Raw genomic sequence first — 17473 nt, 5'->3', positions numbered from 1 at the left:
GGCCCGATCGCCGATCTGTGGAAAACCTCGGACCCCCACCGGGGACCGCGGACAAGCAATAGCTGGTCCGCAGTCCCCAGCGCTTGTCCGCGGTGCTTACGCCAGGAGGCGGGCCTGCGTGCGTGCAACGTCGGCGGCCAGGGCTACCCCGTCGACCGTGAGCAGTACGTCGTTCTCCACGACGGCGCGTCCGTTGACGAGAAGCAGAGCCAGCGATGGGGGCGTGCTGAGGGCCAGCGCCGCGATTGGGTCCGGGATGCCTGCGTGGGGCAGTGTGTTCAGGTTCCACACGGCCAGGTCGGCGAGCTTGCCGGGTTCCAGCGAACCTATGTGGTCCGAGCGGCCGAGGATGCGGGCGCCGTCCAGGGTCGCCATCTCCAGCGCGGCCCTGACCGTCAGCGACTGCGGCCCGCCGCGTGCTCTGGCAAAGAGCAGGGCGTGGCGGACTTCCTCGACCAGGCTGCCGGATTCGTTGCTGGCAGCGCCGTCTACGCCCAGTCCTACGGGCGCGCCAGCTGCGCGGAGGTCTGCGGTGCGGGCGATGCCTGCGCCGAGACGAGCGTTGGAGCTCGGGCAGTGCGCTACGCCGGTGCCGGTGCTGCCGAGGTGCTTGATCTCGGTGTCGTCGAAGTGGATGCCGTGAGCAAACCACACGTCCTGCCCGGTCCAGCCCAGGCTGTCGGCGTACTCGAGTGGCGTGCACCCGTGCATCTCCCGGCACCAGTCCGTCTCGTCCGTGGTCTCGGCGAGGTGAGTGTGCATCCGTACGCCGCGGCGCCGGGCCAGCTCGGCCGACTCGCGCATCAGCTCGCCGCTCACGCTGAACGGCGAGCACGGCGCAACTACGATCTGCAGCATCGAGTCCGGTGACGGATCGTGCCAGCGGTCGATCGCGGCTTCGGTCGCGGCGAGGATCTCGTCGCGGTCCTCGACCACGGAGTCCGGCGGCAGCCCGCCGTCCTTCTGACCGCGATCCATCGACCCGCGGGCCGGGTGGAAGCGCAGCCCGACCTCGTCAGCCGCAGCGATTTCCGCGGCGAGCAGGTCGCCGCCCTCACGCGGGAAGACGTAGTGGTGGTCGGCTGCCGTCGTACATCCGGTCCGGGCCAGTTGGGCGAGCGCCGCCCGCGCCGCGACGTACACGGTCTCCTCAGAGATCCGCGCCCAGACCGGGTACAGCGTGGTCAGCCACTCGAACAACGTCGCGTCCGCGGCGAGACCGCGCGTCACCCACTGGTAGAGGTGCTGATGCGTGTTCACGAAGCCCGGTGTGACAAGGCATCCCGAGCCGTCGATGACCCGCGCGCCGTCGTACCTCGGCGCCGGACCGGGGCCGACCGCAACGATCTGCTTGCCTTCGACAACTACATGCCCGACGAACTCGCGCCGGGACGGATCGAGGGTCGCTACCTGAGCGCCCTCGATCACGATCCTCGACATGGTCAGCAGAATCCGGGTACGGCGCGCCACGCACTGCCGGCGTCGCTCGCGTCGTCGCGCGTAACGGTCGCCTCGATGAGGCCGTACGGGCGGTCGGCGGCGATGAAGACCTCGCCCGGGTTCTCGACCCCGAACGGCGAGAGGTCGACGAGGAAGTGGTGCTTGTTCGGCGCGGAGAACTTGATCTCGGCAACCTCCGGGTGCTGCTCGAGCACGGCCTCGCCCATGCCGTACAGCGTCTGCTGCAGAGCGAGACTGTGGATCGTGGCGAACCGCGAGAGCAGCAGCCCCTTGATCTGGTCGAACGACTTGTCCCAGTCGACGTCAGTGTGGTCGTAACGCCACCGCGCGACCAGCGAAGTCGCGAGGATCCGGTCGTTCGTCTCCGGCAGCGTCGTGTACTTGTCCTTGAGGAACCCGTGGAACTCCGACCCGGTCGACTTCAGTACGACGAGATCGCTGATGCCCGACACGACGTACGACTTCCGCTCCGCGCCGCGACCCTCGACGTTGACGACCGCCGTACGCACCCCGCCACCGGTCCGGACGAACGAGTGATCGTGGTCCTGACCGTCGACCTGGATTCGGTCCCAGGCGTACTCCTCGACCTCGACCCGCGCGCCCTCGGCGGCAGGCGACGCCTCGAGGAAATGCGCGCCGAGCGTCAGCGCGTAGTCTTCGATCGCCCCGACGCCCTTCTCCTTGGCGAAGGCGAACGCGGTGTTCTTCTGCGTGTCGGTCGGCAGTACGTCGCTCTGGTCGCCGGTCGTGTGCGCGGCCTCGAAGTTGCCGCGCAGGGCGGTCGAGACGTTCAGGTCGCGGATCTGGTGGCGGGGCGTGTCACGGTAGATCCGGACAACGCGGCTCTCGGCTTTGCCGTACTGGTTGGCGCCCAGGTGGATGGCCATGGGGTCAGCTCCCTCGGTAGGTGGAAAACGCGAACGGGCTGAGCAGCAGGGGGACGTGGTAGTGCCGCTCGTCGGCGACCGTGAAGGTCACGGAGACCTCGGGAAAGAAGATGTCCTGACCGGTCGCGGCGGCGTACGACATGACGTCGAACCGCAGCCGATAGGTGCCCGGTTCGAGCGTCGGCGTGAAGGCGAACCGCCCGTCGTCGTTCGTCGCACCGGTCGCGAGTACGACGTCACCTTGGTCGAGCTGCACCGGAACACCCTGCGCCGGCCGGCCCAGTGCGGTGTCGAGCACATGAGTGCTGAGCGAACTCATGCGTCCACCACCTTGGCCAGCCGGAGCAGCGCGATCTTGCGCAGCTCCTCGTGAACGACCTTCGCCTCGGTCACGTCGTCGTGCAGGAGACGCTCGCGGAGACTGGTGAGCATGTCCTGCGCGGACAGCCCGGTGGCGCAGATCAGGAACACCCGGCCGAACCGCTCCTCGTACTGACCGTTGCCTTCGGCAAGCTCTCGGCGGGCGCCCGGGTCGTCGCCGACCCCGGATTGTTCCTTCCTCGACCAGGAGGCCTCGGTACTCACGCCCTGCGCCCGGTCACCGATCCGCGGGTGCGCCTGGAGCGCACGATCGACCTCGTTGCCGTCGAGCTCCCGCAGCGACTGGTCCGCGACCGCGGTGAGTGCGGCGAGGTCGCTGTACGGCCGCTTGGCCAGGATTCCGTCGACCCACTCGGGCACGTCACAGCAGGCCGCCAGGGCCGGCCGCAGCCGGTCAGCCGGAGTGGAGTTGAACTCCTCCAGGTCCACGGATCACACACCTTCTCGAATCCCGAAATCGACTTTCCGTATGACGAGAGCGTGACACCGGACCCGCCCGGCGTCAACAGTTTGTTGAAAATCAGCGGGCGCGGTTGAGGTAGTTGTAGACGGTGAAGCGGGTGACGCCGAGCGCCTCGGCCACGATCTCCGCCGACTTCCGGAACTCGAACGCGCCGCGCGCCTCGAGCATCAGCACGGCCTGCTGCTTGTCGTGGCGGGACAGCTGGTCGAGCGGCCCACCCAGTTCGTCGGCGACCTCCGTCAGCAACCCCTGAACGCCACCCGAGCCACCTGCGGTCCCCGCGACGCTCGCGCTCGTCTCGCGCGCCTCACCGGCGCCTGCGCTCGGCAGGCGCACGGCCGCTACCGGTTTCCCCTCCCACACGAGCGGGATGTCGTCGGCGCGGGCGTCGCCGGGCGCGACGACTTCCGCGTTGAGCCGCTCGACCAGTGGAGTGATCGCCTCAACGAGCGGATGCTGCTCAGGCATCGCGGCGTACCTGCAAGGTCACCTGGCTCGCGCCGCCGGCGAACGCCGCTTCGAGCACCTTCGGGAGCGCTGGCAGCAGGAGGTGCTGCTCGCCGCTCACCTGCGTCCCGAGCGGGCCGAACTCGCAGTCCAGCCCGGCCTCCTCGGCCGCCCGCAGCGCCTCGGTGGCATGCGCGGGCGGCGAACCCTCGACATCGAAGGGCTCCGTGGTGAACTCCGCTACGAGTCTCATGTCGCGAGGCTAGTCCTCCGGGACCGCCCGGCGGGCAAGCTTGGCGAGACCGGTGGTGTCGAACTCCGTCGTATCGATCGCGCCGCACTCGATGCCGCGCAGTACGAACGCGGCGAGCGCCGCCGCCGTGGCCGGTTCGTCGAGGTAGCCGGACTCGCCGTCGCCCAGGTACGCGCGGAGTCGGCGAGCGGCCTGGTCGAAGCCTTCCCGATAGAAGAGGTACGTTGCCGCGAAACGGGTCGGGAGCTGGGCGGGATGCATGTCCCAGCCCTGGTAGATGGCGCGCGTGAGCGAACGCCGTACCAGCCGGAAATGCAGTCGCCATGCATCGTGGACGGCGTCACCGACCGGGAGAACGTTGGTCGACCCATCGGATACGAACACGCCGGTGCCGGCCGCGGCCAACTGCATCACGTCCTTGGCGTGGTCCGCGACCGGGTGCTCCATGCTCTGGTACGCCGCCGCGACGCCAAGTGAGGCGGAGTAGTCGTAGGTGCCGTAGTGGAGCCCGGTGACGCGATCACCGCCGGCCTTGACCATCCGGGCGATCAGCGCGGTGCCGTCGGCGCCGAGGATCGCCTGCGGGGTCTCGACCTGGATCTCGAACTTCAGCCGCGGTACGCCGTACCGCTGCTCGAGGGTCTCGAGGACGAGCACCATAGCCTCGACCTGCTCGACCGAGGTCACCTTCGGGAGCGTGATGACGAACCCGTCGGTGATCGTGGCTTCCTTGAGGAACAGCTCGAGGGTGCGGACCGCGCGGCGGCGGGTCGGGGCCTCGAGGGACTTGATCCGCAGTCCGTGGAACGGCGTACCTGGGTTGACCTGCGCGGCGGCGATTGCGGCGGCGTCCTCTTCGTCGTCCGGGCGGTTGCCGTAGCCGTCCTCGAAGTCGATCCGCAGGTCCTCGATCGGTTCGCGCTCCAGCTTCGCGCGGACCCGGTCGTACACGTCGTCGGCGAACTCGGCCGGGAGATCCAGCACCTTCGCGAGGTCCGCGGCCGATCCACCGTACTCGTCGAGCGCCGCGCGGGCCTGCGCACCCCAGTCGCCTACCGTGCGTACGTCGAACCGATCGGCCGGCACGTACACCGTGTGGATCGGCTGGCGAACGCCGCGATCGCCCCGGTAATCGGCGGCGAGCGCCGCGTCGGCAGCGGCCAGGCGCCGGTCGAGCTCAGTCAGCAGGTCGTCCATAGGGCCTCCTTTTTCCGTATTGTGGAGACTAATATCTACAGTGCGGAAGGCACAAGCATCTAGCATTTCCACGATCTGGCGCTAAACTTCCGTCATCCGGAAAGGCGGTCTTCATGGCGGAGACGAACGGCACCAAGGGCCGTACTGGCAGTGTGCAGTCCATCGAGCGTGCCTTCGGGCTGCTCGAGACCATGGCCGACGCGGGCGGCATGATGGGCCTGTCCCAGCTGGCCACGGCCTCCGGCCTGCCGCTGCCGACGATCCACCGACTGGTCCGAACCCTCGTCGACCTCGGTTACCTGCGTCAAGAGCCGTCCCGGCAGTACGTGCTGGGCCCGAAGCTGATCCGCCTCGGCGAGAGTTCGTCGCACATGCTCAGTGTGTTCGCGCGGCCGCACCTGGCGCACCTGGTCGACGAACTCGGCGAATCCGCCAACATGGCAATGCTCGACGGCGATCAGATCGTGTACCTCGCGCAGGTCCCGTCGCGGCACTCGATGCGCATGTTCACCGAGGTTGGCCGGCGCGTTCTCCCGCACTGCACTGCCGTCGGGAAGGCGATCCTGGCGCAGTTCCCGGAGTCGGAGGTCCGCGACCTCCTGCACCGCACCGGTATGCCTCAGCACACCGACAACACCATCACCACCGCCGACGCCTTCACCACCCAACTCCACCAGGCCTCAGACCACGGCTACGCCATGGACGAAGGCGAACAAGAGGTCGGCGTCCGCTGCGTCGCAGTCGCCGTCCCCGACGCCCCCACGCCCCTGGCCATCTCCATCTCAGGCCCCGCCGGCCGCATGACCGAAGACCTCGTAGAACGCGCCGTCCCGCTGCTCACCCAGGCCGCAAAGTCGTTGTCCGAAGACCTGCACTAGCAAGACCGGCTACTCGGGTGAGTAGGTCCGCCACTGCTCAGTGAGCTGGTAGCCGAGGGACTGGCTTGCGCGGAGGCTGGCTTGGTTGGCGGCGGCGCCGCCTGTGGAGAAGCGGGTGATGCCGATGTCGAGGAAGGCGAGGATGGACGCGGCCTTGACGGCTTGTGCGACTCCGCGGCGGCGGTGGGTGGCGAGGACTGAGGTGAAGGCGGTGTCGCCGAAGCCGTCCTTCTGGCGGATGACTGTCGCGCCGACCAGCCGGTTGCCGTCGAACGCACCGAACACCCGGTTGCCCGGCCACAGCTCGCGGACATCGGCAAGCTCGCCCACTACCCGATGCGTCGCCGGCGTGTAGGGATAGTCCGCCTCGTTAGCCTTCTCGAGCTTGTGCAGGAGCTCCGCCGACTCGGGCCCGAGTTCGCGGATCGTCAGCCCGCCGGCGGTGGCCCGGCGTACGGCCGACTCGAGTAACTCCCGATCCGGATCGAACAGCCGGACCGCCCACGACTCCGCGACCACGCGGTAGCCGGCTGCTTCCAGCTCGGCGCACCGCGGGTCGTCGTCGCGAACGATCTGATAGTCGGGCACTCGCTGATTGTCGACCGCCTGACTCCTCAGCTCAAGACAGTTTGCGCAGCAACGGCAGAACGTCTTCGGTGAATTGGGTCAGGAACCGCTCCTGGTCGTTCCCGGGACCGTGGACTACGAAGTGGTTGAAGCCGGCGTCGAGGTACGGCTGGAACTGCTTCACGACCTCCTCCGGATCGGACGCCACGATCCACCGCTTCGCGACCTGCTCGATGGGCAGCTCGTCGGCCAGCCGCTCCATCTCGGTCGCGCTGGTGACGCTGTGCTTCTGCTCCGGCGTGAGCGACAGCGGCGCCCAGAATCGCGTGTTCTCCAGCGCCTGATCGGCGTCCCGGTCGTACGAGATCTTCACCTCGAGCATCCGGTCGATGTCCTCGAACTTCTTCCCGGCCTTCTCGGCGCCCTCGCGTACGGCGGGCATCAGCTTGTCGGTGTACAGCTCCATCCCCTTGCCGGACGTCGCGATGAACCCGTCACCCGCGCGCCCGGCGTACTTCGCAACCAGTGGCCCGCCGGCAGCGACGTACACCTTGATCGGCGTCTCGGGGCGGTCGTAGATGAACGCGTCGACGGTCTTGTAGTACGGCCCCTCGGAGCTGACGCCGTCCTTGGTCCACAGGTCGCGGATCAGCTGCACCGACTCACGCAGGCGCGCGAAGCGCTCCTTGAACTCGGGCCACTCCATCCCCGACACGGCGATCTCGTTCAGCGCCTCGCCGCTGCCGACGCCGAGCATGACACGCCCGGGGTACAGCACGCCGAGAGTCGCGAACGCCTGCGCGATCACGGCCGGGTTGTACCGGAAGGTCGGCGTGAGCACCGACGTACCGATCTGCACCCGGTTGGTCCGCTCACCGACCGCCGCCATCCAGGCGAGCGCGAACGGCGCGTGCCCGCCCTCGTGCCGCCACGGCAGGAAATGGTCGGAAACGGTCACACTGTCGAGCCCGAGCTCCTCGGCCCGGACGGAGTACTCCACCAGCTCCCGCGGCCCGAACTGCTCCGCCGAAGCCTTGTACCCGACTCGAATGCTCACCCTCTGCTCCAAACGTCGTCTGCGCGTACTCCGGAGGACAACCGCGCCCAGGTCCGACTTTATGCCGCCGCAGGTCGCTACCATCCTTCGCGTGTATACGGACGACGCCCGAGTGCTGGGCCTGATCGGTACGACGTTCCGCACGGCCGGACTGCCCTCGATCCGGGTCACCGTGCCGGCCGCCCTTGCGGAACGTGCCGTCGCCGCCTGGCAAGACGATGCCGGCGAGCTGGACGACGGCCGGGTGCTGCCGCGGCACGAGGACCCGGCCGCGCGTCTCCAACGACATCGAGCCGGAGCGCTGGCACTGATCGGCCTGTCGATCACCGAATCCGGCAAGCTCGACGCCGACGGCAACACGGTCGTCGACCTCAGCCCGGAACTGGTCGGGGTAGCCATGGACGCAGCCGGCGACCACTTGCGCCGCTGAAAACTGCCTGGAGCGGAAGGTTATTGCGTCCGAGAGTTCCGTCCTCACCAGGTCGAGGGCGACGTCGTCGCCACCTCGGTCAGGGGAGGGAGTCGGTGACGGCGCGCATGGCCCGTCCGATCGCCTGTAAATCGGCCGTCTCGACAATGTCGACGAAGTGCTCCCGGACGGACCGCAGATTGTCGGGCGCGGCGCGCTCCAGTAGTGCGAATCCGGTGTCGGTCAATGTGGCCACCACGCCGCGCCCATCATCGGTCGCCGTCGTGCGGCGCACGAGGTGGCGATCCTCGAGCCTCCGGATCCGGTGCGACAACCGGCTACGCGAGTAGTACGCGAGGTCCGCCAGTTCAGCCATACGCATCGACCGTCCAGGCGCCTCGGACAACCGGACGAGGATCTCGTACTCAGCCAGCGTCAGCTCGTGCCGTTCGCGGAGGCGCGCGTCGAGCAGGTCGATCAGGCGGATCGAGCCCTCGATGAAGGCGCGCCAGTCCCGCTGCTGGTCGGCGTCAAGCCAGTCGGTCACAACCGGAACAGTAGCAGTTGACGCCGTCAACTATCGCTAGTACTTTGATTGAAGGCTTCAACCAGAATTGAGGGGATCGTGCCTTGACCACGCAACTCACGAGTTGGATCCAGCGCGCCCGCGATGCGGAAACCGTCGAGAATCCGTCGCTCTGGCTCCTGGCTGACGGGGCGCACACCGGCGGAGCGCTCGGCGCCAACCGCCTCCGGCTGGCCCCCGGGACGGCCGGGGCACTGCCGCACGTCCATCACCTCTCCAGCGAGGCGTTCTACGTCCTCGATGGGAAGCTCGAGATGCTGGTCGACGACACCGTCCACGTCTTCGGACGGGGCGACTACGTGGTCGTGGCGCCCGGTGTCAGCCACGCATTCGGCGCGGCGCCGGGCGCGAGCGCGGACCTGTTCGTCACGATCGCGCCCGCCATCGACCGATTCCCGTACTTCCGGCTGCTGCCCCGAGTGCTGGCCGGAGAACTGTCCGACGCGGACATCGCCAGGATCCACACGGAGTACGACGTCCACTTCGTGGAAAGCCCCGAATGGACCGACCGGCGTGGTCGGTGAGCGACCGGGTGCTCACCGCTCGAGCGAACTAGCCCGCACGCCTATTTGCTCTGTCGCGCTGCCCGGGCGGCGAGGCTGATTGACTCCGTCGCGGCGGTTCGGACAAGATATGGGTCCGGCGCGGCCCGCGCCTCACCTTCGTCGACCGGCCCCAGCGCGGTCACACATGAGAAGGCAAAGGGACTTCCTGTCTCGGGCCGCTCGTCCTGGTCATCCGCCTCGACGGGATCGCTGGGGGATCGCGTGCGAGTGCGTGGAAGGCCAGATGACAGCGCACAGGAACTTCAAGCAACGGGTCCGAGCCCGCGCCGCGAAAACCGGCGAGTCCTACACGTCTGCCCTCCGGCACTTCCGTCCGACTCCAACAGGAGAAGACATGCCGGAACCGTTCCGTATCGCCGTCGCCCAGTCGACGGTGCACGAAGATCCGACCAACTCCCAGCTGCTCCGGGAGAGCGGCGCCGAGGTCCGCAGGCTGATGCGAGAGGCCGCCGCTGCCGGCGCCCGCCTTGTTCACTTCTGCGAGGGCGCGATCTGCTTCCCGAGCAAGCGCGTGATGTCGTCGCTGGGCCCGGACGAGATCGGTCCCTCGGACTGGACCAAGGCCGACTGGCCGGTGCTCCAGGACGAGCTCGACCAGATCACCAAGCTCGCTCAGCAGCTCGGAATCTGGACCGTGATCCCGTCGGTCCACCAACTGCCCGGCGAACGTCCGCACAACAGCATGTACGTCGTTTCGGACAAAGGACAGGTGGTCGCACGGTACGACGAGCGTGCGCTGTCGACCACGAAGGTCACCTGGATGTACACGCCGGGAGCGGAGGCGGTGACGTTCGATGTGGACGGGCTCCGCTTCGGCCTCGCGCTCGGGCTCGACGTGTTGTTCCCGGAGCTGTTCACCGAGTACGACCGGCTCGGCGCCGACACCGTCCTGGTCTCCTACGCCAGCACCAGCGGGCGTAACGAGCACATCGGCGTGCAGGCGCGAGGCACAGCCGCGAACAACACCTGCTGGATCAGTCTGGCCGTCACCGCGAACCCGGAGACCGGTCTGGTAGCCGGCGTGACCAGCCCGAAGGGTGAGTGGTTGGCACAGGCGCCTGAGGACGGCCGGCCGTCGATCGCGGTGACCGATCTGCAGCCGTCCGAGTGGTCGCAGGTCGGCCGGACGTTCCGGCAGCGGACGCGGGAGCGGATCGGGTCGTAGGCCCTCACAGCTCCGGGTGCTGGTGCGTTCTACCTGTATGAACAGGCACGCGATTGTCAGCACCCGGATCGGTGATCTCACGTTGGTCGCCGACGGCGACGTACTGGTCGGGGTCTACTTCCCGCATCACTGGGTCAAGCCGACCGCGGAGACGCTGGGTGAACGGGTCGAAGCCACCGACCCGTTCATCGCCGCGGTCGTCGAGCAGTTGGAGTCGTACTTCGCGGGCTCGCGGGTCTCCTTCGCCTTCCCGACCCGGTTGCAGGGGGATGAGTTCCAGCGCCGGGTGTGGACGGTGCTCGAGGAGATCCCGTACGGCGAGACCACGACGTACGGCGAGATCGCCGCGCGGCTAGGGGAACCGGCCCACGCGGCGCAGGCCGTCGGTAAGGCGGTCGGGCAGAACCCGTTGTCGATCGTGATCCCGTGTCACCGGGTGATCGGGAAGAACGGCTCGCTCACCGGGTACACCGGCGGGCTGAAGCGGAAGCAGTTCCTGCTCGACCTGGAGCAGCCGGTCGGCGCTCGGCTGTTCTAGTAACTAGTTCAGTTGTGACTAGTTCGGTTGTGACAGGTTGCCGACCTGGTCGGCGTACCAGTCGAGTTCCGTCAGGTGTTCGGCGATCTGGCGGAGGGTCCAGTTCGGGCTGCGGTCCTTGTCCCATTCGGCCGGGTCGACGGCGGCGTACCGCAGTACGAAGGTCCGCCCGAGGCGGCGCAGCCGCTGCTCGGCCTCGCGGACGTCCTCTTCGGAGAACGGCGCGAGGTCGGCGGCGGACGTGAGCGCGCTCGCGTGCCATTCGTCGGGCTGCGTCGGTACGCCGGCCAGCAGCGCCTCGACCTCGGCGAGGTGATCAATTATGTGGTCGGCGATCCGGCGGACCGCCTTGTGCGGCGTGTAGGTCCGCCCGTCGTCGGAGGTCAGCGGCTCGCCGTCCCACGCCGGCCAGGTGACGACCAGCTTCAGCGACCGCTCCACCGCTTGCTCGACGAGCTCTCCAGGGTTCTCAGTCATGCCGCCGACGGTAAGCCCGTCATACTTCGGTAGCGGCCGAACTGATCCCGAGCCGGCCCGCCAGCCGCTCGGCATCGTACGGCGCGTGCACCTTCACGTCGTTGTCGAAGTACACGTAGGTGTCGCACTTCCACGAGCGGATCTTCCGCGCCCAGCGGGCGAGCGACTTGACGTCGTACCCGCTGACGTAGAGCTCGTCGGCTCCGTGCAACCGGACGTAGGCGAAGTCCGCCGTCACGTCCTCGAACATCGGCCACTTGCCGGCCGTGTCCGCACACACCACTGCAATGTCGTGCTCCCGTGCCAAGTCGACGAACTCCTTTGTCTTGAAGCTGTTGTGGCGTACTTCGATCGCGTACCGGATCGGGATGTCGACCGTGCATTCGAGCAGCGCGCGATCCTTCATCCGCTCATCGTGGCCCTTGGCAACCTCCGCCGCAGCAGACGTCGACCGCGGCAACTGTGCGAAGAAGCTCGCGCATCGCTCGGCGTCGTACTGGAAGTTCGGTGGTAGTTGCCAGAGCACCGGACCGAGCTTGTTGCCGAGTGCAAGCACTCCGGAAGCGAAGAAGTTGGCCAACGGCGCACCCACGTCGGCCAGCCGCTTCAGGTGCGTGACGAAGCGCGGGCCTTTGACCGAGAAGATGAAGCCGCCGGGAGTCTCGTCGTGCCAGCGCTGGTACGACGACGGCCGCTGGAGGGCGTAGAACGAGCCGTTGAGCTCGATCGAGTTCAGCCGGTTGGACGCGAACTCGAGCTCCGCGCGCTGCGGAAGTCCGTCGGGGTAGTAGACCTTGCGCCACGGCGGGTAGCGCCATCCGGAGATGCCGACCCGAAATTGGGTGTCCGGCCAGCGCGTCATCCCCCGATTATTGACCTTATGCAACTCGACCGTGGGGCGTACCCGGATGCACAGACGCCCTGGGAGGATCCGTCCTGGCGCTCCGCGGCCCTCGATTGGCTCGATCGGGAGCTCAAGGCGCTCGGTGTCAGCGAGACAGGCGAGCGGCGGGTGCGGCTTCGGCCGTGGTCGGTGATCATCCGGGTCTGCGCTGAGCGTCCGATCTGGTTCAAGGCGACCTCGCCCGGCAGCGCGTTCGAGCCGGCACTCGCCGAGGCGTTGTCGGGTTGGGCGCCCGAGCACGTGCTCACGCCGTACGCCGTCGACACCGCCCGCGGGTGGTCGCTCCTTCCGGACGGCGGGGCGCTCCTCCGCGCGCAGACCTTGGACGTGCGGCACTGGGAGCAGGTCCTCGTGCAGTACGCCGACCTGCAGCGGGCGCTCGTACCGCGGGTCGATGAGCTGGTGCGTCTCGGCGTACCTGATGCCCGGGATCTGGTGCGGCTCTTCGACGAGACGGTGGCCGGCAACCGGACGCTTGGTGTGGAGGATCGTGAGCGGTTGCTCGCGTTCCGGCCTCGGTTGGTGGAGTGGTGCGCGGAGCTGGACGGCTTCGGGATCGCTGCGACGCTCGACCACGCCGATCTGCACGACGGTCAGATCCTCGTTGCGGGGCCTGGCCGGTACACGTTCTTCGACTGGGGTGACGCGAACGTCGCGCATCCGTTCTGCAGCCTCCTCGTCGCGATCGACCGCGCCGCCGAGCAGCTCGGCCCGGACGTCGTACCGCGGCTCGAGGACGCGTACCTGGAGCCGTGGACGGCGGAACACCCGCGCCCCGCCCTCCGCCGAGCAGCCACGCTCGCCCGCCGCCTCAGCCACCTCACCCGCGCCAGCTCCTGGGGCCGCCTCTTCCCGGCGACCGCCCACATCGGCGACCCCGAGCGCGCCGCCGCGCTACTCCGGATGGTGTGACCGGATCCCCAGGCCATCACAATCGCCACGATCGCGCGCGCTCACGCCTGGCCCCGGCGATGGGGGCCGATTGTGATGGCGTGGCGATCCGCGATCAGGTGGGAATCCAGGTCGGCCACCACGGTGGGACGTTTCCCGGGCAGGTGCCGGGCGAGCCGGCCGGGGTGCCTTGCCACGAGAACAGGGCGAGGTCGGCGATCGCGATCGCGATGGCGGCGGCGATCAGCGAGAACAGAAACGCCTTCCCGGCGTACCGGAAGACGATGGTGAACAGCACCAGGTTGACGATCAATGCGAGCGGCACCCCGAGGAACAGCAACGTCAGCCCGTTCGGCACGCTGCCGGTCACGTCGACCTGACACGCCTTCCAGGCCCGCGACGTCACCACGATCAATCCGAACGCGGCCCCACCACCAACCACCACCGCAAGGAACGACTCCCCCTTGCTCCCCTTCGCAGCAAACGCCATGTATCTCACCGTAAGTGATCCACCTGGCCACTCGAGCCGTCAGACTGGCGTGTATGGACATCAAGCACCGGATGATCGTCTTCGACGCCGCCGACATCGAAGCCGAAAGCGCGTTCTGGGCCGGCTTCCTCGACGGCACCGTCGAGAAGTGGGGCGATCGCTGGCGCGCGATCTGGGCCGATGGCGGGTGGGCGCTGGGTGTCCAGCTCGCGCCTGACCATGTGCCGCCGGAGTGGCCCGACGGTGCGCCGCAGCAGATCCACCTCGACCTGTACTTCGAGGGCGTCGACGCGCACACCGCCGCCCACCAGCGAGCCATCGCCCTCGGCGCCCGGCTCCTCAAACCCGCCGACGACCCCGCCGCCGCGCGCGGTGTTCAGGTGTACGCCGATCCGGCGGGCCACCCGTTCTGTTTGTGCTGGGTGCCGAGCTAGTCGTCCAGAGGGTGGAGGTCTACCGGCGTCAGCACCCAACGGAAGCCGTACTTCGGGGTCGCGGATCGGTCGACCGTGTCCGGGGCGAAGTACTCGCCGATCAGACTCAACAACCGCTCGTGGAACTCCGCGACCCGCTCACCCGGCACCCGCCCGGCGTGCTCGCCCATGTCCTGCACGAACCCCGTCCCGAACATGCCCGCCGCCGCATCGGCGTACGCCTGGACGTAGTCCTGTGCACTCGGCCCAGGCAGCTCGGTCCGCCCGTTCTTCTCCGGCGCGGGGCTCGCGACGAGCTCCGTCCCAGCCGCAGTACGCCGCCAAACGCCGGCGTCCTCCACGACCCGGCCTGTGTCGCGGAGCTTCCCGAGGTACCAGAGGACGCGCGCGTCCGTCACCTCCAGCCGCTCGGCGAGCTCGCCCAACGCCCACGGCTCGTCCAGCAACGCCACAATCCCGCGCGGTAAGTCCGAGGCTTCCCAGTCATTAGCCATAGGACGTATTACTACAGGGCTCTGCGGGGCGGGAGCCACATGAACGTGCTCGCCTTGGCGAGGTCCTCGGGCTCGTGCGGTACGACGACCACCTGGTGCGGGTCCTCGTAGATGACGCGGCCCGGGGACGTGGAGGTATACCGCTCGCACGGAAGGTTGTGCGCGGCAAGGATCTTGAGATATCCGGGAATCGGCTCCAGCAAATGCTCGGCAGTCGGAATGAACCACGCGGCGGCGTACGGATTGTCCTCATAAATCGCCGGATCAACGCTCGACGGATTCACGTACGTCGCGTCGTACCACGCATTCGTCGTACGCCGGAATTGCTCCTCCTCCGCAGTCAGCCACCCGCGATTCCCCAGCATGTTCACCAGGCCGAAGATCCCGATCCGCCGCCCGCGTCGATCGGGCACGGGACTCTGGTACCTCACGTACGTCGCCATGCACGGATTCTCCCCGACCCTTGACCGGTCGCGCTTGTCAGGCTTAGCCTGACAAGCGCTGTCAGGGTAGTCCTGACAACTCGGGAGGCGTCATGTCAGACAACCTGATGCGTTGCTCGTTCTGCAGCAAGGTCAAGGACGAGGTCGAACATCTCATCGCCGGACCTGGGGTGTTCATCTGCAACGAGTGCGTCGGACTGTGCGATCACCTGCTCAGCGGGAAACCCGTGCCGAAGTTCCCGCCCTTGGACGGCAAGAGCGACGACGAACTGCTCGCCGACGTGGCCCGGATCAACTCGTCACACAGTCAGGTCGAAGCAGCCGTCCAAGATCGAGTACTGCGGCTCCGCTCCCGATCCGTCACCTGGGCGCGAATCGGCGAAGCACTAGGAATCAGCCGCCAATCAGCCTGGGAACGCTTCTCCGGCGAGGAATAACCGTGCCAATAAATCTCCTCGCCGAAGTCGACCTCCGCGAATGGTTGCCGGACGCGGCAGGCAGGACCTCCAGATGAGCCGCGGCGACGACCGGGCCCGAGGTGCCGCGTGGGCACGCGGACCGGCCGCACCTCGCCTGGCGCACATCCGTGACCGATGGCTGAGTGCGGCGACCACCGCCCTCCAAGACGATCCAGGCGTCGACGGCGCGGCGCTGGTTGGTTCGCTGGGCGCAGGGCGTGCCGATGATTGGAGCGACGTCGACCTATTGCTCGTCGTGAAGGACGAGCACCTCGACGACTACGCAGTACCTCATCGCCTCCCTAGCGGACCAGGCCGCCGAGCGTTCGAGATCGATGCCCGGCACAACGGCCCGATCGGCACCCGAGCAGTCAGCGCGCAGTACGTCGTGGACGGCCTCCCACTCTGGGTCGACTGGTATGTCCACCCGGTCTCGCTAGCAACCTGGCCACCCGACAGCGCCGTGATCTTCGACCGACACGGCATCACCGGATCCCTTTCTGAGCACCGCGGCGACCACGAGCCAGCCACCCCGAAGACCCCTGACGAACACGAAGCAATGCGCCTAGCGCTCATCCCCATCGCAGCCAAGCAACTCGCCCGCGACTCACCCGACGCACCCCGCACGATCGAGTTCCTCGGCGGGTCCGCAGGCTGGCCGGACCACCTCGCCGCCCTCCGCCAGCTCCTCACCCAGTTCGACCCCATGGCCCACCGGGAAAGCCTCGCCGCCGCCCACGCCTACCTCGACCTCCTCGAGACTCTGCTCTAGTGCAGGCCGCAAGCCGTTAGGGTCTTGGGTTGTGGGAGAGAGTCGGCTTGATACGGGCCGGATTCGGGCGGCTCGTGGGGTTATTGATCCGGTGTTTCTGGATACGCCGCAGTACAGGTGTGAGGCGTTGGAGCCGGAGCTTGGGTGTGGGGTCAGCATCAAGCTCGAGACGGCGAACCCCGTACGCAGTTTCAAAGGTCGCGGTACTGAGTTGGTTGCGAGTCAGTTGGCTGAGGCGGGTGCGCGAGCGGTCGTTTGCGCGAGCGCGGGCAATCTCGGGCAGGCGCTCGCTTGGTCCGGTCGGCGTCGCGGGCTTGACGTCACGGTTGTGGCTTCGCGGTTCGCGACCAAGGCGAAGCTCGATCGGATCCGTGCGCTAGGCGCCGAGTTGGAGCTCGTCGACGGCGACCACGAGCTGGCCCGTGAGCGGGCGGCGGCCATCGCGCAGTACGAAGGGATTCGTCTGCTCGAAGACAGCCTCGACCTCGAGACCTGCGAGGGTGCGGCGACGATCGGCCTCGAGCTGATGGACGGTACGCCGACGTTCGACACCGTGCTGATCGCGCTTGGGGGCGGGGCGATGGCCACTGGCGTCGGTCACGTGGTGAAGGAGTTGGCGCCCGACATCGACGTGATCTGCGTGCAACCGCACGGCGCGCCGGCGCTGACCCGCTCGTGGCACCAACGCCGTGTCGTCACCACCGATTCAACCAACACGATCGCCGACGGAGTTGCCGGCCGCTTCCCGATCCCGGAAGTCCTCGACGACCTCCTCCTGATCGCCGATGACGCCGTACTCGTCCAAGAGCAATCGATCATCACCGGCATGCGCCTGCTCTACAACCAGGCCGGCCTCATCGTCGAACCCTCCGCCGCCCTAGGCATCGCCGCCATCCTCGAAAACCCCACCCGCTTCGCCGACCGCAACATCCTCACCATCATCTGCGGCAGCAACGTCGACCTACCCGCCTACCACGGCTGGATCGGTGTGCACTGATGACGTCGTCCTTGCTTATGCCGCGTCGGCACGGTGATGCCGGTGGGCGCGCGTCGTACGTCGGCGGGTCGACGGCACCGACGGACGTGCTGGATTGGCAGTCGCCCGTCGTCGCGGGGCTGGCAGGAACGCTCGGCCAGGCTGCCGAGCGGAATTGGCTGAGGCAGGCGCACTCGGCGATCGGGGCGCGGGTGCGGCCGGTTTATGCGCTGGCGGTTCTGGTACCCGCGGTTCTCCTGTACGCCGTGGCTTGTGCCG

The 17473-nt window shown here is 67.8% G+C and carries 25 protein-coding genes; 10 read left to right on the top strand and 15 right to left on the bottom strand.

Annotated elements, in window-relative coordinates:
• Positions 1–96: 96 nt before the first annotated feature.
• The 7 genes from EV645_RS21405 to EV645_RS21375 form a co-directional block, all read right to left on the bottom strand.
• Complete coding sequence (locus tag EV645_RS21405; protein WP_130445749.1) at positions 97–1440, bottom strand: 8-oxoguanine deaminase; 1344 nt, start codon at positions 1438–1440, stop codon at positions 97–99.
• A gap of 2 nt (positions 1441–1442) precedes the next feature.
• The gene (gene pucL / locus EV645_RS21400; RefSeq protein WP_130445748.1) at positions 1443–2348 is read right to left on the bottom strand and encodes a factor-independent urate hydroxylase; all 906 of its coding nucleotides are present in this window, start codon (positions 2346–2348) and stop codon (positions 1443–1445) included.
• Positions 2349–2352: 4 nt separating this feature from the next.
• Positions 2353–2667, bottom strand: coding sequence for a hydroxyisourate hydrolase (uraH, locus tag EV645_RS21395; RefSeq protein WP_130445747.1), 315 nt, complete (start codon positions 2665–2667; stop codon positions 2353–2355).
• Positions 2664–3158 (bottom strand): 2-oxo-4-hydroxy-4-carboxy-5-ureidoimidazoline decarboxylase, encoded by a 495-nt coding sequence (gene uraD / locus EV645_RS21390; RefSeq protein ID WP_130445746.1) that lies wholly within the window; start codon positions 3156–3158, stop codon positions 2664–2666. The genes uraH and uraD overlap by 4 nt, the downstream gene beginning before the upstream one ends.
• A gap of 91 nt (positions 3159–3249) precedes the next feature.
• Positions 3250–3660, bottom strand: a complete 411-nt coding sequence (locus tag EV645_RS21385; protein ID WP_130445745.1) for a helix-turn-helix domain-containing protein — start codon at positions 3658–3660, stop codon at positions 3250–3252.
• A complete protein-coding gene (locus EV645_RS21380; RefSeq protein ID WP_130445744.1) occupies positions 3653–3892 on the bottom strand; it encodes a thiamine-binding protein in 240 nt (79 codons plus the stop codon). Before EV645_RS21380 ends, EV645_RS21385 begins: the two co-directional genes overlap by 8 nt.
• A 9-nt stretch (positions 3893–3901) precedes the next feature.
• On the bottom strand, positions 3902–5089 hold the full coding sequence (locus tag EV645_RS21375) for a DUF6986 family protein (protein WP_130445743.1): 1188 nt from the start codon (positions 5087–5089) through the stop codon (positions 3902–3904).
• A gap of 113 nt (positions 5090–5202) precedes the next feature.
• Here EV645_RS21375 and EV645_RS21370 point away from each other — a divergent pair, with 113 nt between their 5' ends.
• Positions 5203–5967, top strand: coding sequence for an IclR family transcriptional regulator (locus tag EV645_RS21370; protein WP_130445742.1), 765 nt, complete (start codon positions 5203–5205; stop codon positions 5965–5967).
• 9 nt (positions 5968–5976) lie between these two features.
• On the opposite strand, the gene EV645_RS21365 is transcribed toward EV645_RS21370, so the two are convergent.
• Positions 5977–6555, bottom strand: a complete 579-nt coding sequence (locus EV645_RS21365; protein WP_130445741.1) for a GNAT family N-acetyltransferase — start codon at positions 6553–6555, stop codon at positions 5977–5979.
• A gap of 31 nt (positions 6556–6586) precedes the next feature.
• Positions 6587–7591, bottom strand: coding sequence for a glucose-6-phosphate dehydrogenase (coenzyme-F420) (fgd, locus tag EV645_RS21360; RefSeq protein WP_130445740.1), 1005 nt, complete (start codon positions 7589–7591; stop codon positions 6587–6589).
• Positions 7592–7682: 91 nt separating this feature from the next.
• Here fgd and EV645_RS21355 point away from each other — a divergent pair, with 91 nt between their 5' ends.
• Positions 7683–8021, top strand: coding sequence for a hypothetical protein (locus EV645_RS21355; RefSeq protein WP_198681765.1), 339 nt, complete (start codon positions 7683–7685; stop codon positions 8019–8021).
• A gap of 79 nt (positions 8022–8100) precedes the next feature.
• On the opposite strand, the gene EV645_RS21350 is transcribed toward EV645_RS21355, so the two are convergent.
• Complete coding sequence (locus EV645_RS21350) at positions 8101–8547, bottom strand: MarR family winged helix-turn-helix transcriptional regulator (protein WP_130445738.1); 447 nt, start codon at positions 8545–8547, stop codon at positions 8101–8103.
• Positions 8548–8630: 83 nt separating this feature from the next.
• Here EV645_RS21350 and EV645_RS21345 point away from each other — a divergent pair, with 83 nt between their 5' ends.
• The 3 genes from EV645_RS21345 to EV645_RS21335 all read left to right on the top strand — a co-directional run bounded on the left by EV645_RS21345 (position 8631) and on the right by EV645_RS21335 (position 10855).
• Entirely contained in the window at positions 8631–9110 is a 480-nt protein-coding gene (locus EV645_RS21345; protein WP_130445737.1) for a cupin domain-containing protein, read from the top strand.
• A gap of 376 nt (positions 9111–9486) precedes the next feature.
• A complete protein-coding gene (locus EV645_RS21340) occupies positions 9487–10317 on the top strand; it encodes a carbon-nitrogen hydrolase family protein (RefSeq protein WP_130445736.1) in 831 nt (276 codons plus the stop codon).
• Positions 10318–10354: 37 nt separating this feature from the next.
• Positions 10355–10855 carry a methylated-DNA--[protein]-cysteine S-methyltransferase gene (locus tag EV645_RS21335; RefSeq protein ID WP_130445735.1) on the top strand — a complete coding sequence of 167 codons (501 nt, stop codon included), beginning with the start codon at positions 10355–10357 and terminating at the stop codon, positions 10853–10855.
• A gap of 18 nt (positions 10856–10873) precedes the next feature.
• Here the strand turns inward: EV645_RS21335 and EV645_RS21330 are convergent, their stop codons facing one another.
• The gene (locus tag EV645_RS21330) at positions 10874–11332 is read right to left on the bottom strand and encodes a hypothetical protein (protein ID WP_130445734.1); all 459 of its coding nucleotides are present in this window, start codon (positions 11330–11332) and stop codon (positions 10874–10876) included.
• A gap of 19 nt (positions 11333–11351) precedes the next feature.
• Complete coding sequence (locus EV645_RS21325) at positions 11352–12194, bottom strand: DUF72 domain-containing protein (RefSeq protein ID WP_130445733.1); 843 nt, start codon at positions 12192–12194, stop codon at positions 11352–11354.
• A gap of 18 nt (positions 12195–12212) precedes the next feature.
• On the opposite strand from EV645_RS21325, the gene EV645_RS21320 reads away from it, so the two are divergent.
• On the top strand, positions 12213–13148 hold the full coding sequence (locus tag EV645_RS21320; RefSeq protein ID WP_130445732.1) for a phosphotransferase: 936 nt from the start codon (positions 12213–12215) through the stop codon (positions 13146–13148).
• A gap of 94 nt (positions 13149–13242) precedes the next feature.
• Here the strand turns inward: EV645_RS21320 and EV645_RS21315 are convergent, their stop codons facing one another.
• The gene (locus EV645_RS21315; protein ID WP_130445731.1) at positions 13243–13617 is read right to left on the bottom strand and encodes a hypothetical protein; all 375 of its coding nucleotides are present in this window, start codon (positions 13615–13617) and stop codon (positions 13243–13245) included.
• 53 nt (positions 13618–13670) lie between these two features.
• Between EV645_RS21315 and EV645_RS21310 the strand changes: the two genes are divergently transcribed.
• Positions 13671–14051 carry a VOC family protein gene (locus EV645_RS21310; protein ID WP_130445730.1) on the top strand — a complete coding sequence of 127 codons (381 nt, stop codon included), beginning with the start codon at positions 13671–13673 and terminating at the stop codon, positions 14049–14051.
• Here the strand turns inward: EV645_RS21310 and EV645_RS21305 are convergent.
• Both EV645_RS21305 and EV645_RS21300 read right to left on the bottom strand, forming a co-directional pair.
• Positions 14048–14545 carry a hypothetical protein gene (locus EV645_RS21305; protein ID WP_130445729.1) on the bottom strand — a complete coding sequence of 166 codons (498 nt, stop codon included), beginning with the start codon at positions 14543–14545 and terminating at the stop codon, positions 14048–14050. The two genes, EV645_RS21310 and EV645_RS21305, sit on opposite strands and share 4 nt — an antisense overlap.
• 11 nt (positions 14546–14556) lie before the next feature.
• Positions 14557–14988, bottom strand: a complete 432-nt coding sequence (locus EV645_RS21300) for a hypothetical protein (RefSeq protein WP_130445728.1) — start codon at positions 14986–14988, stop codon at positions 14557–14559.
• A gap of 92 nt (positions 14989–15080) precedes the next feature.
• Here EV645_RS21300 and EV645_RS21295 point away from each other — a divergent pair, with 92 nt between their 5' ends.
• The 3 genes from EV645_RS21295 to EV645_RS21285 all read left to right on the top strand — a co-directional run bounded on the left by EV645_RS21295 (position 15081) and on the right by EV645_RS21285 (position 17215).
• Complete coding sequence (locus EV645_RS21295) at positions 15081–15425, top strand: ClpX C4-type zinc finger protein (RefSeq protein ID WP_130445727.1); 345 nt, start codon at positions 15081–15083, stop codon at positions 15423–15425.
• 73 nt (positions 15426–15498) lie between these two features.
• Positions 15499–16218: a nucleotidyltransferase domain-containing protein gene (locus EV645_RS21290; RefSeq protein ID WP_157997123.1), complete on the top strand. Its 720-nt coding sequence runs from the start codon at positions 15499–15501 to the stop codon at positions 16216–16218.
• 31 nt (positions 16219–16249) lie between these two features.
• On the top strand, positions 16250–17215 hold the full coding sequence (locus EV645_RS21285; protein WP_130445725.1) for a threonine ammonia-lyase: 966 nt from the start codon (positions 16250–16252) through the stop codon (positions 17213–17215).
• Positions 17216–17473 lie beyond the last annotated feature (258 nt).

It is taken from the genome of Kribbella rubisoli (genome assembly GCF_004217145.1).
GTDB lineage: Bacteria > Actinomycetota > Actinomycetes > Propionibacteriales > Kribbellaceae > Kribbella > Kribbella rubisoli.
This window is presented reverse-complemented; position numbering and strand designations above follow the sequence as displayed.

Excerpts from the sequence above, each read along its gene's own strand:
- EV645_RS21405 (WP_130445749.1), bottom strand. The coding sequence starts at position 1,440 with ATGTCGAGGATCGTGATCGAGGGCGCTCAGGTAGCGACCCTCGATCCG.
- pucL (WP_130445748.1), bottom strand. The coding sequence starts at position 2,348 with ATGGCCATCCACCTGGGCGCCAACCAGTACGGCAAAGCCGAGAGCCGC.
- uraH (WP_130445747.1), bottom strand. The coding sequence starts at position 2,667 with ATGAGTTCGCTCAGCACTCATGTGCTCGACACCGCACTGGGCCGGCCG.
- EV645_RS21385 (WP_130445745.1), bottom strand. The coding sequence starts at position 3,660 with ATGCCTGAGCAGCATCCGCTCGTTGAGGCGATCACTCCACTGGTCGAG.
- EV645_RS21380 (WP_130445744.1), bottom strand. The coding sequence starts at position 3,892 with ATGAGACTCGTAGCGGAGTTCACCACGGAGCCCTTCGATGTCGAGGGT.
- EV645_RS21375 (WP_130445743.1), bottom strand. The coding sequence starts at position 5,089 with ATGGACGACCTGCTGACTGAGCTCGACCGGCGCCTGGCCGCTGCCGAC.
- EV645_RS21370 (WP_130445742.1), top strand. The coding sequence starts at position 5,203 with ATGGCGGAGACGAACGGCACCAAGGGCCGTACTGGCAGTGTGCAGTCC.
- EV645_RS21340 (WP_130445736.1), top strand. The coding sequence starts at position 9,487 with ATGCCGGAACCGTTCCGTATCGCCGTCGCCCAGTCGACGGTGCACGAA.
- EV645_RS21335 (WP_130445735.1), top strand. The coding sequence starts at position 10,355 with ATGAACAGGCACGCGATTGTCAGCACCCGGATCGGTGATCTCACGTTG.
- EV645_RS21330 (WP_130445734.1), bottom strand. The coding sequence starts at position 11,332 with ATGACTGAGAACCCTGGAGAGCTCGTCGAGCAAGCGGTGGAGCGGTCG.
- EV645_RS21325 (WP_130445733.1), bottom strand. The coding sequence starts at position 12,194 with ATGACGCGCTGGCCGGACACCCAATTTCGGGTCGGCATCTCCGGATGG.
- EV645_RS21320 (WP_130445732.1), top strand. The coding sequence starts at position 12,213 with ATGCAACTCGACCGTGGGGCGTACCCGGATGCACAGACGCCCTGGGAG.
- EV645_RS21315 (WP_130445731.1), bottom strand. The coding sequence starts at position 13,617 with ATGGCGTTTGCTGCGAAGGGGAGCAAGGGGGAGTCGTTCCTTGCGGTG.
- EV645_RS21310 (WP_130445730.1), top strand. The coding sequence starts at position 13,671 with ATGGACATCAAGCACCGGATGATCGTCTTCGACGCCGCCGACATCGAA.
- EV645_RS21305 (WP_130445729.1), bottom strand. The coding sequence starts at position 14,545 with ATGGCTAATGACTGGGAAGCCTCGGACTTACCGCGCGGGATTGTGGCG.
- EV645_RS21300 (WP_130445728.1), bottom strand. The coding sequence starts at position 14,988 with ATGGCGACGTACGTGAGGTACCAGAGTCCCGTGCCCGATCGACGCGGG.
- EV645_RS21295 (WP_130445727.1), top strand. The coding sequence starts at position 15,081 with ATGTCAGACAACCTGATGCGTTGCTCGTTCTGCAGCAAGGTCAAGGAC.
- EV645_RS21290 (WP_157997123.1), top strand. The coding sequence starts at position 15,499 with ATGAGCCGCGGCGACGACCGGGCCCGAGGTGCCGCGTGGGCACGCGGA.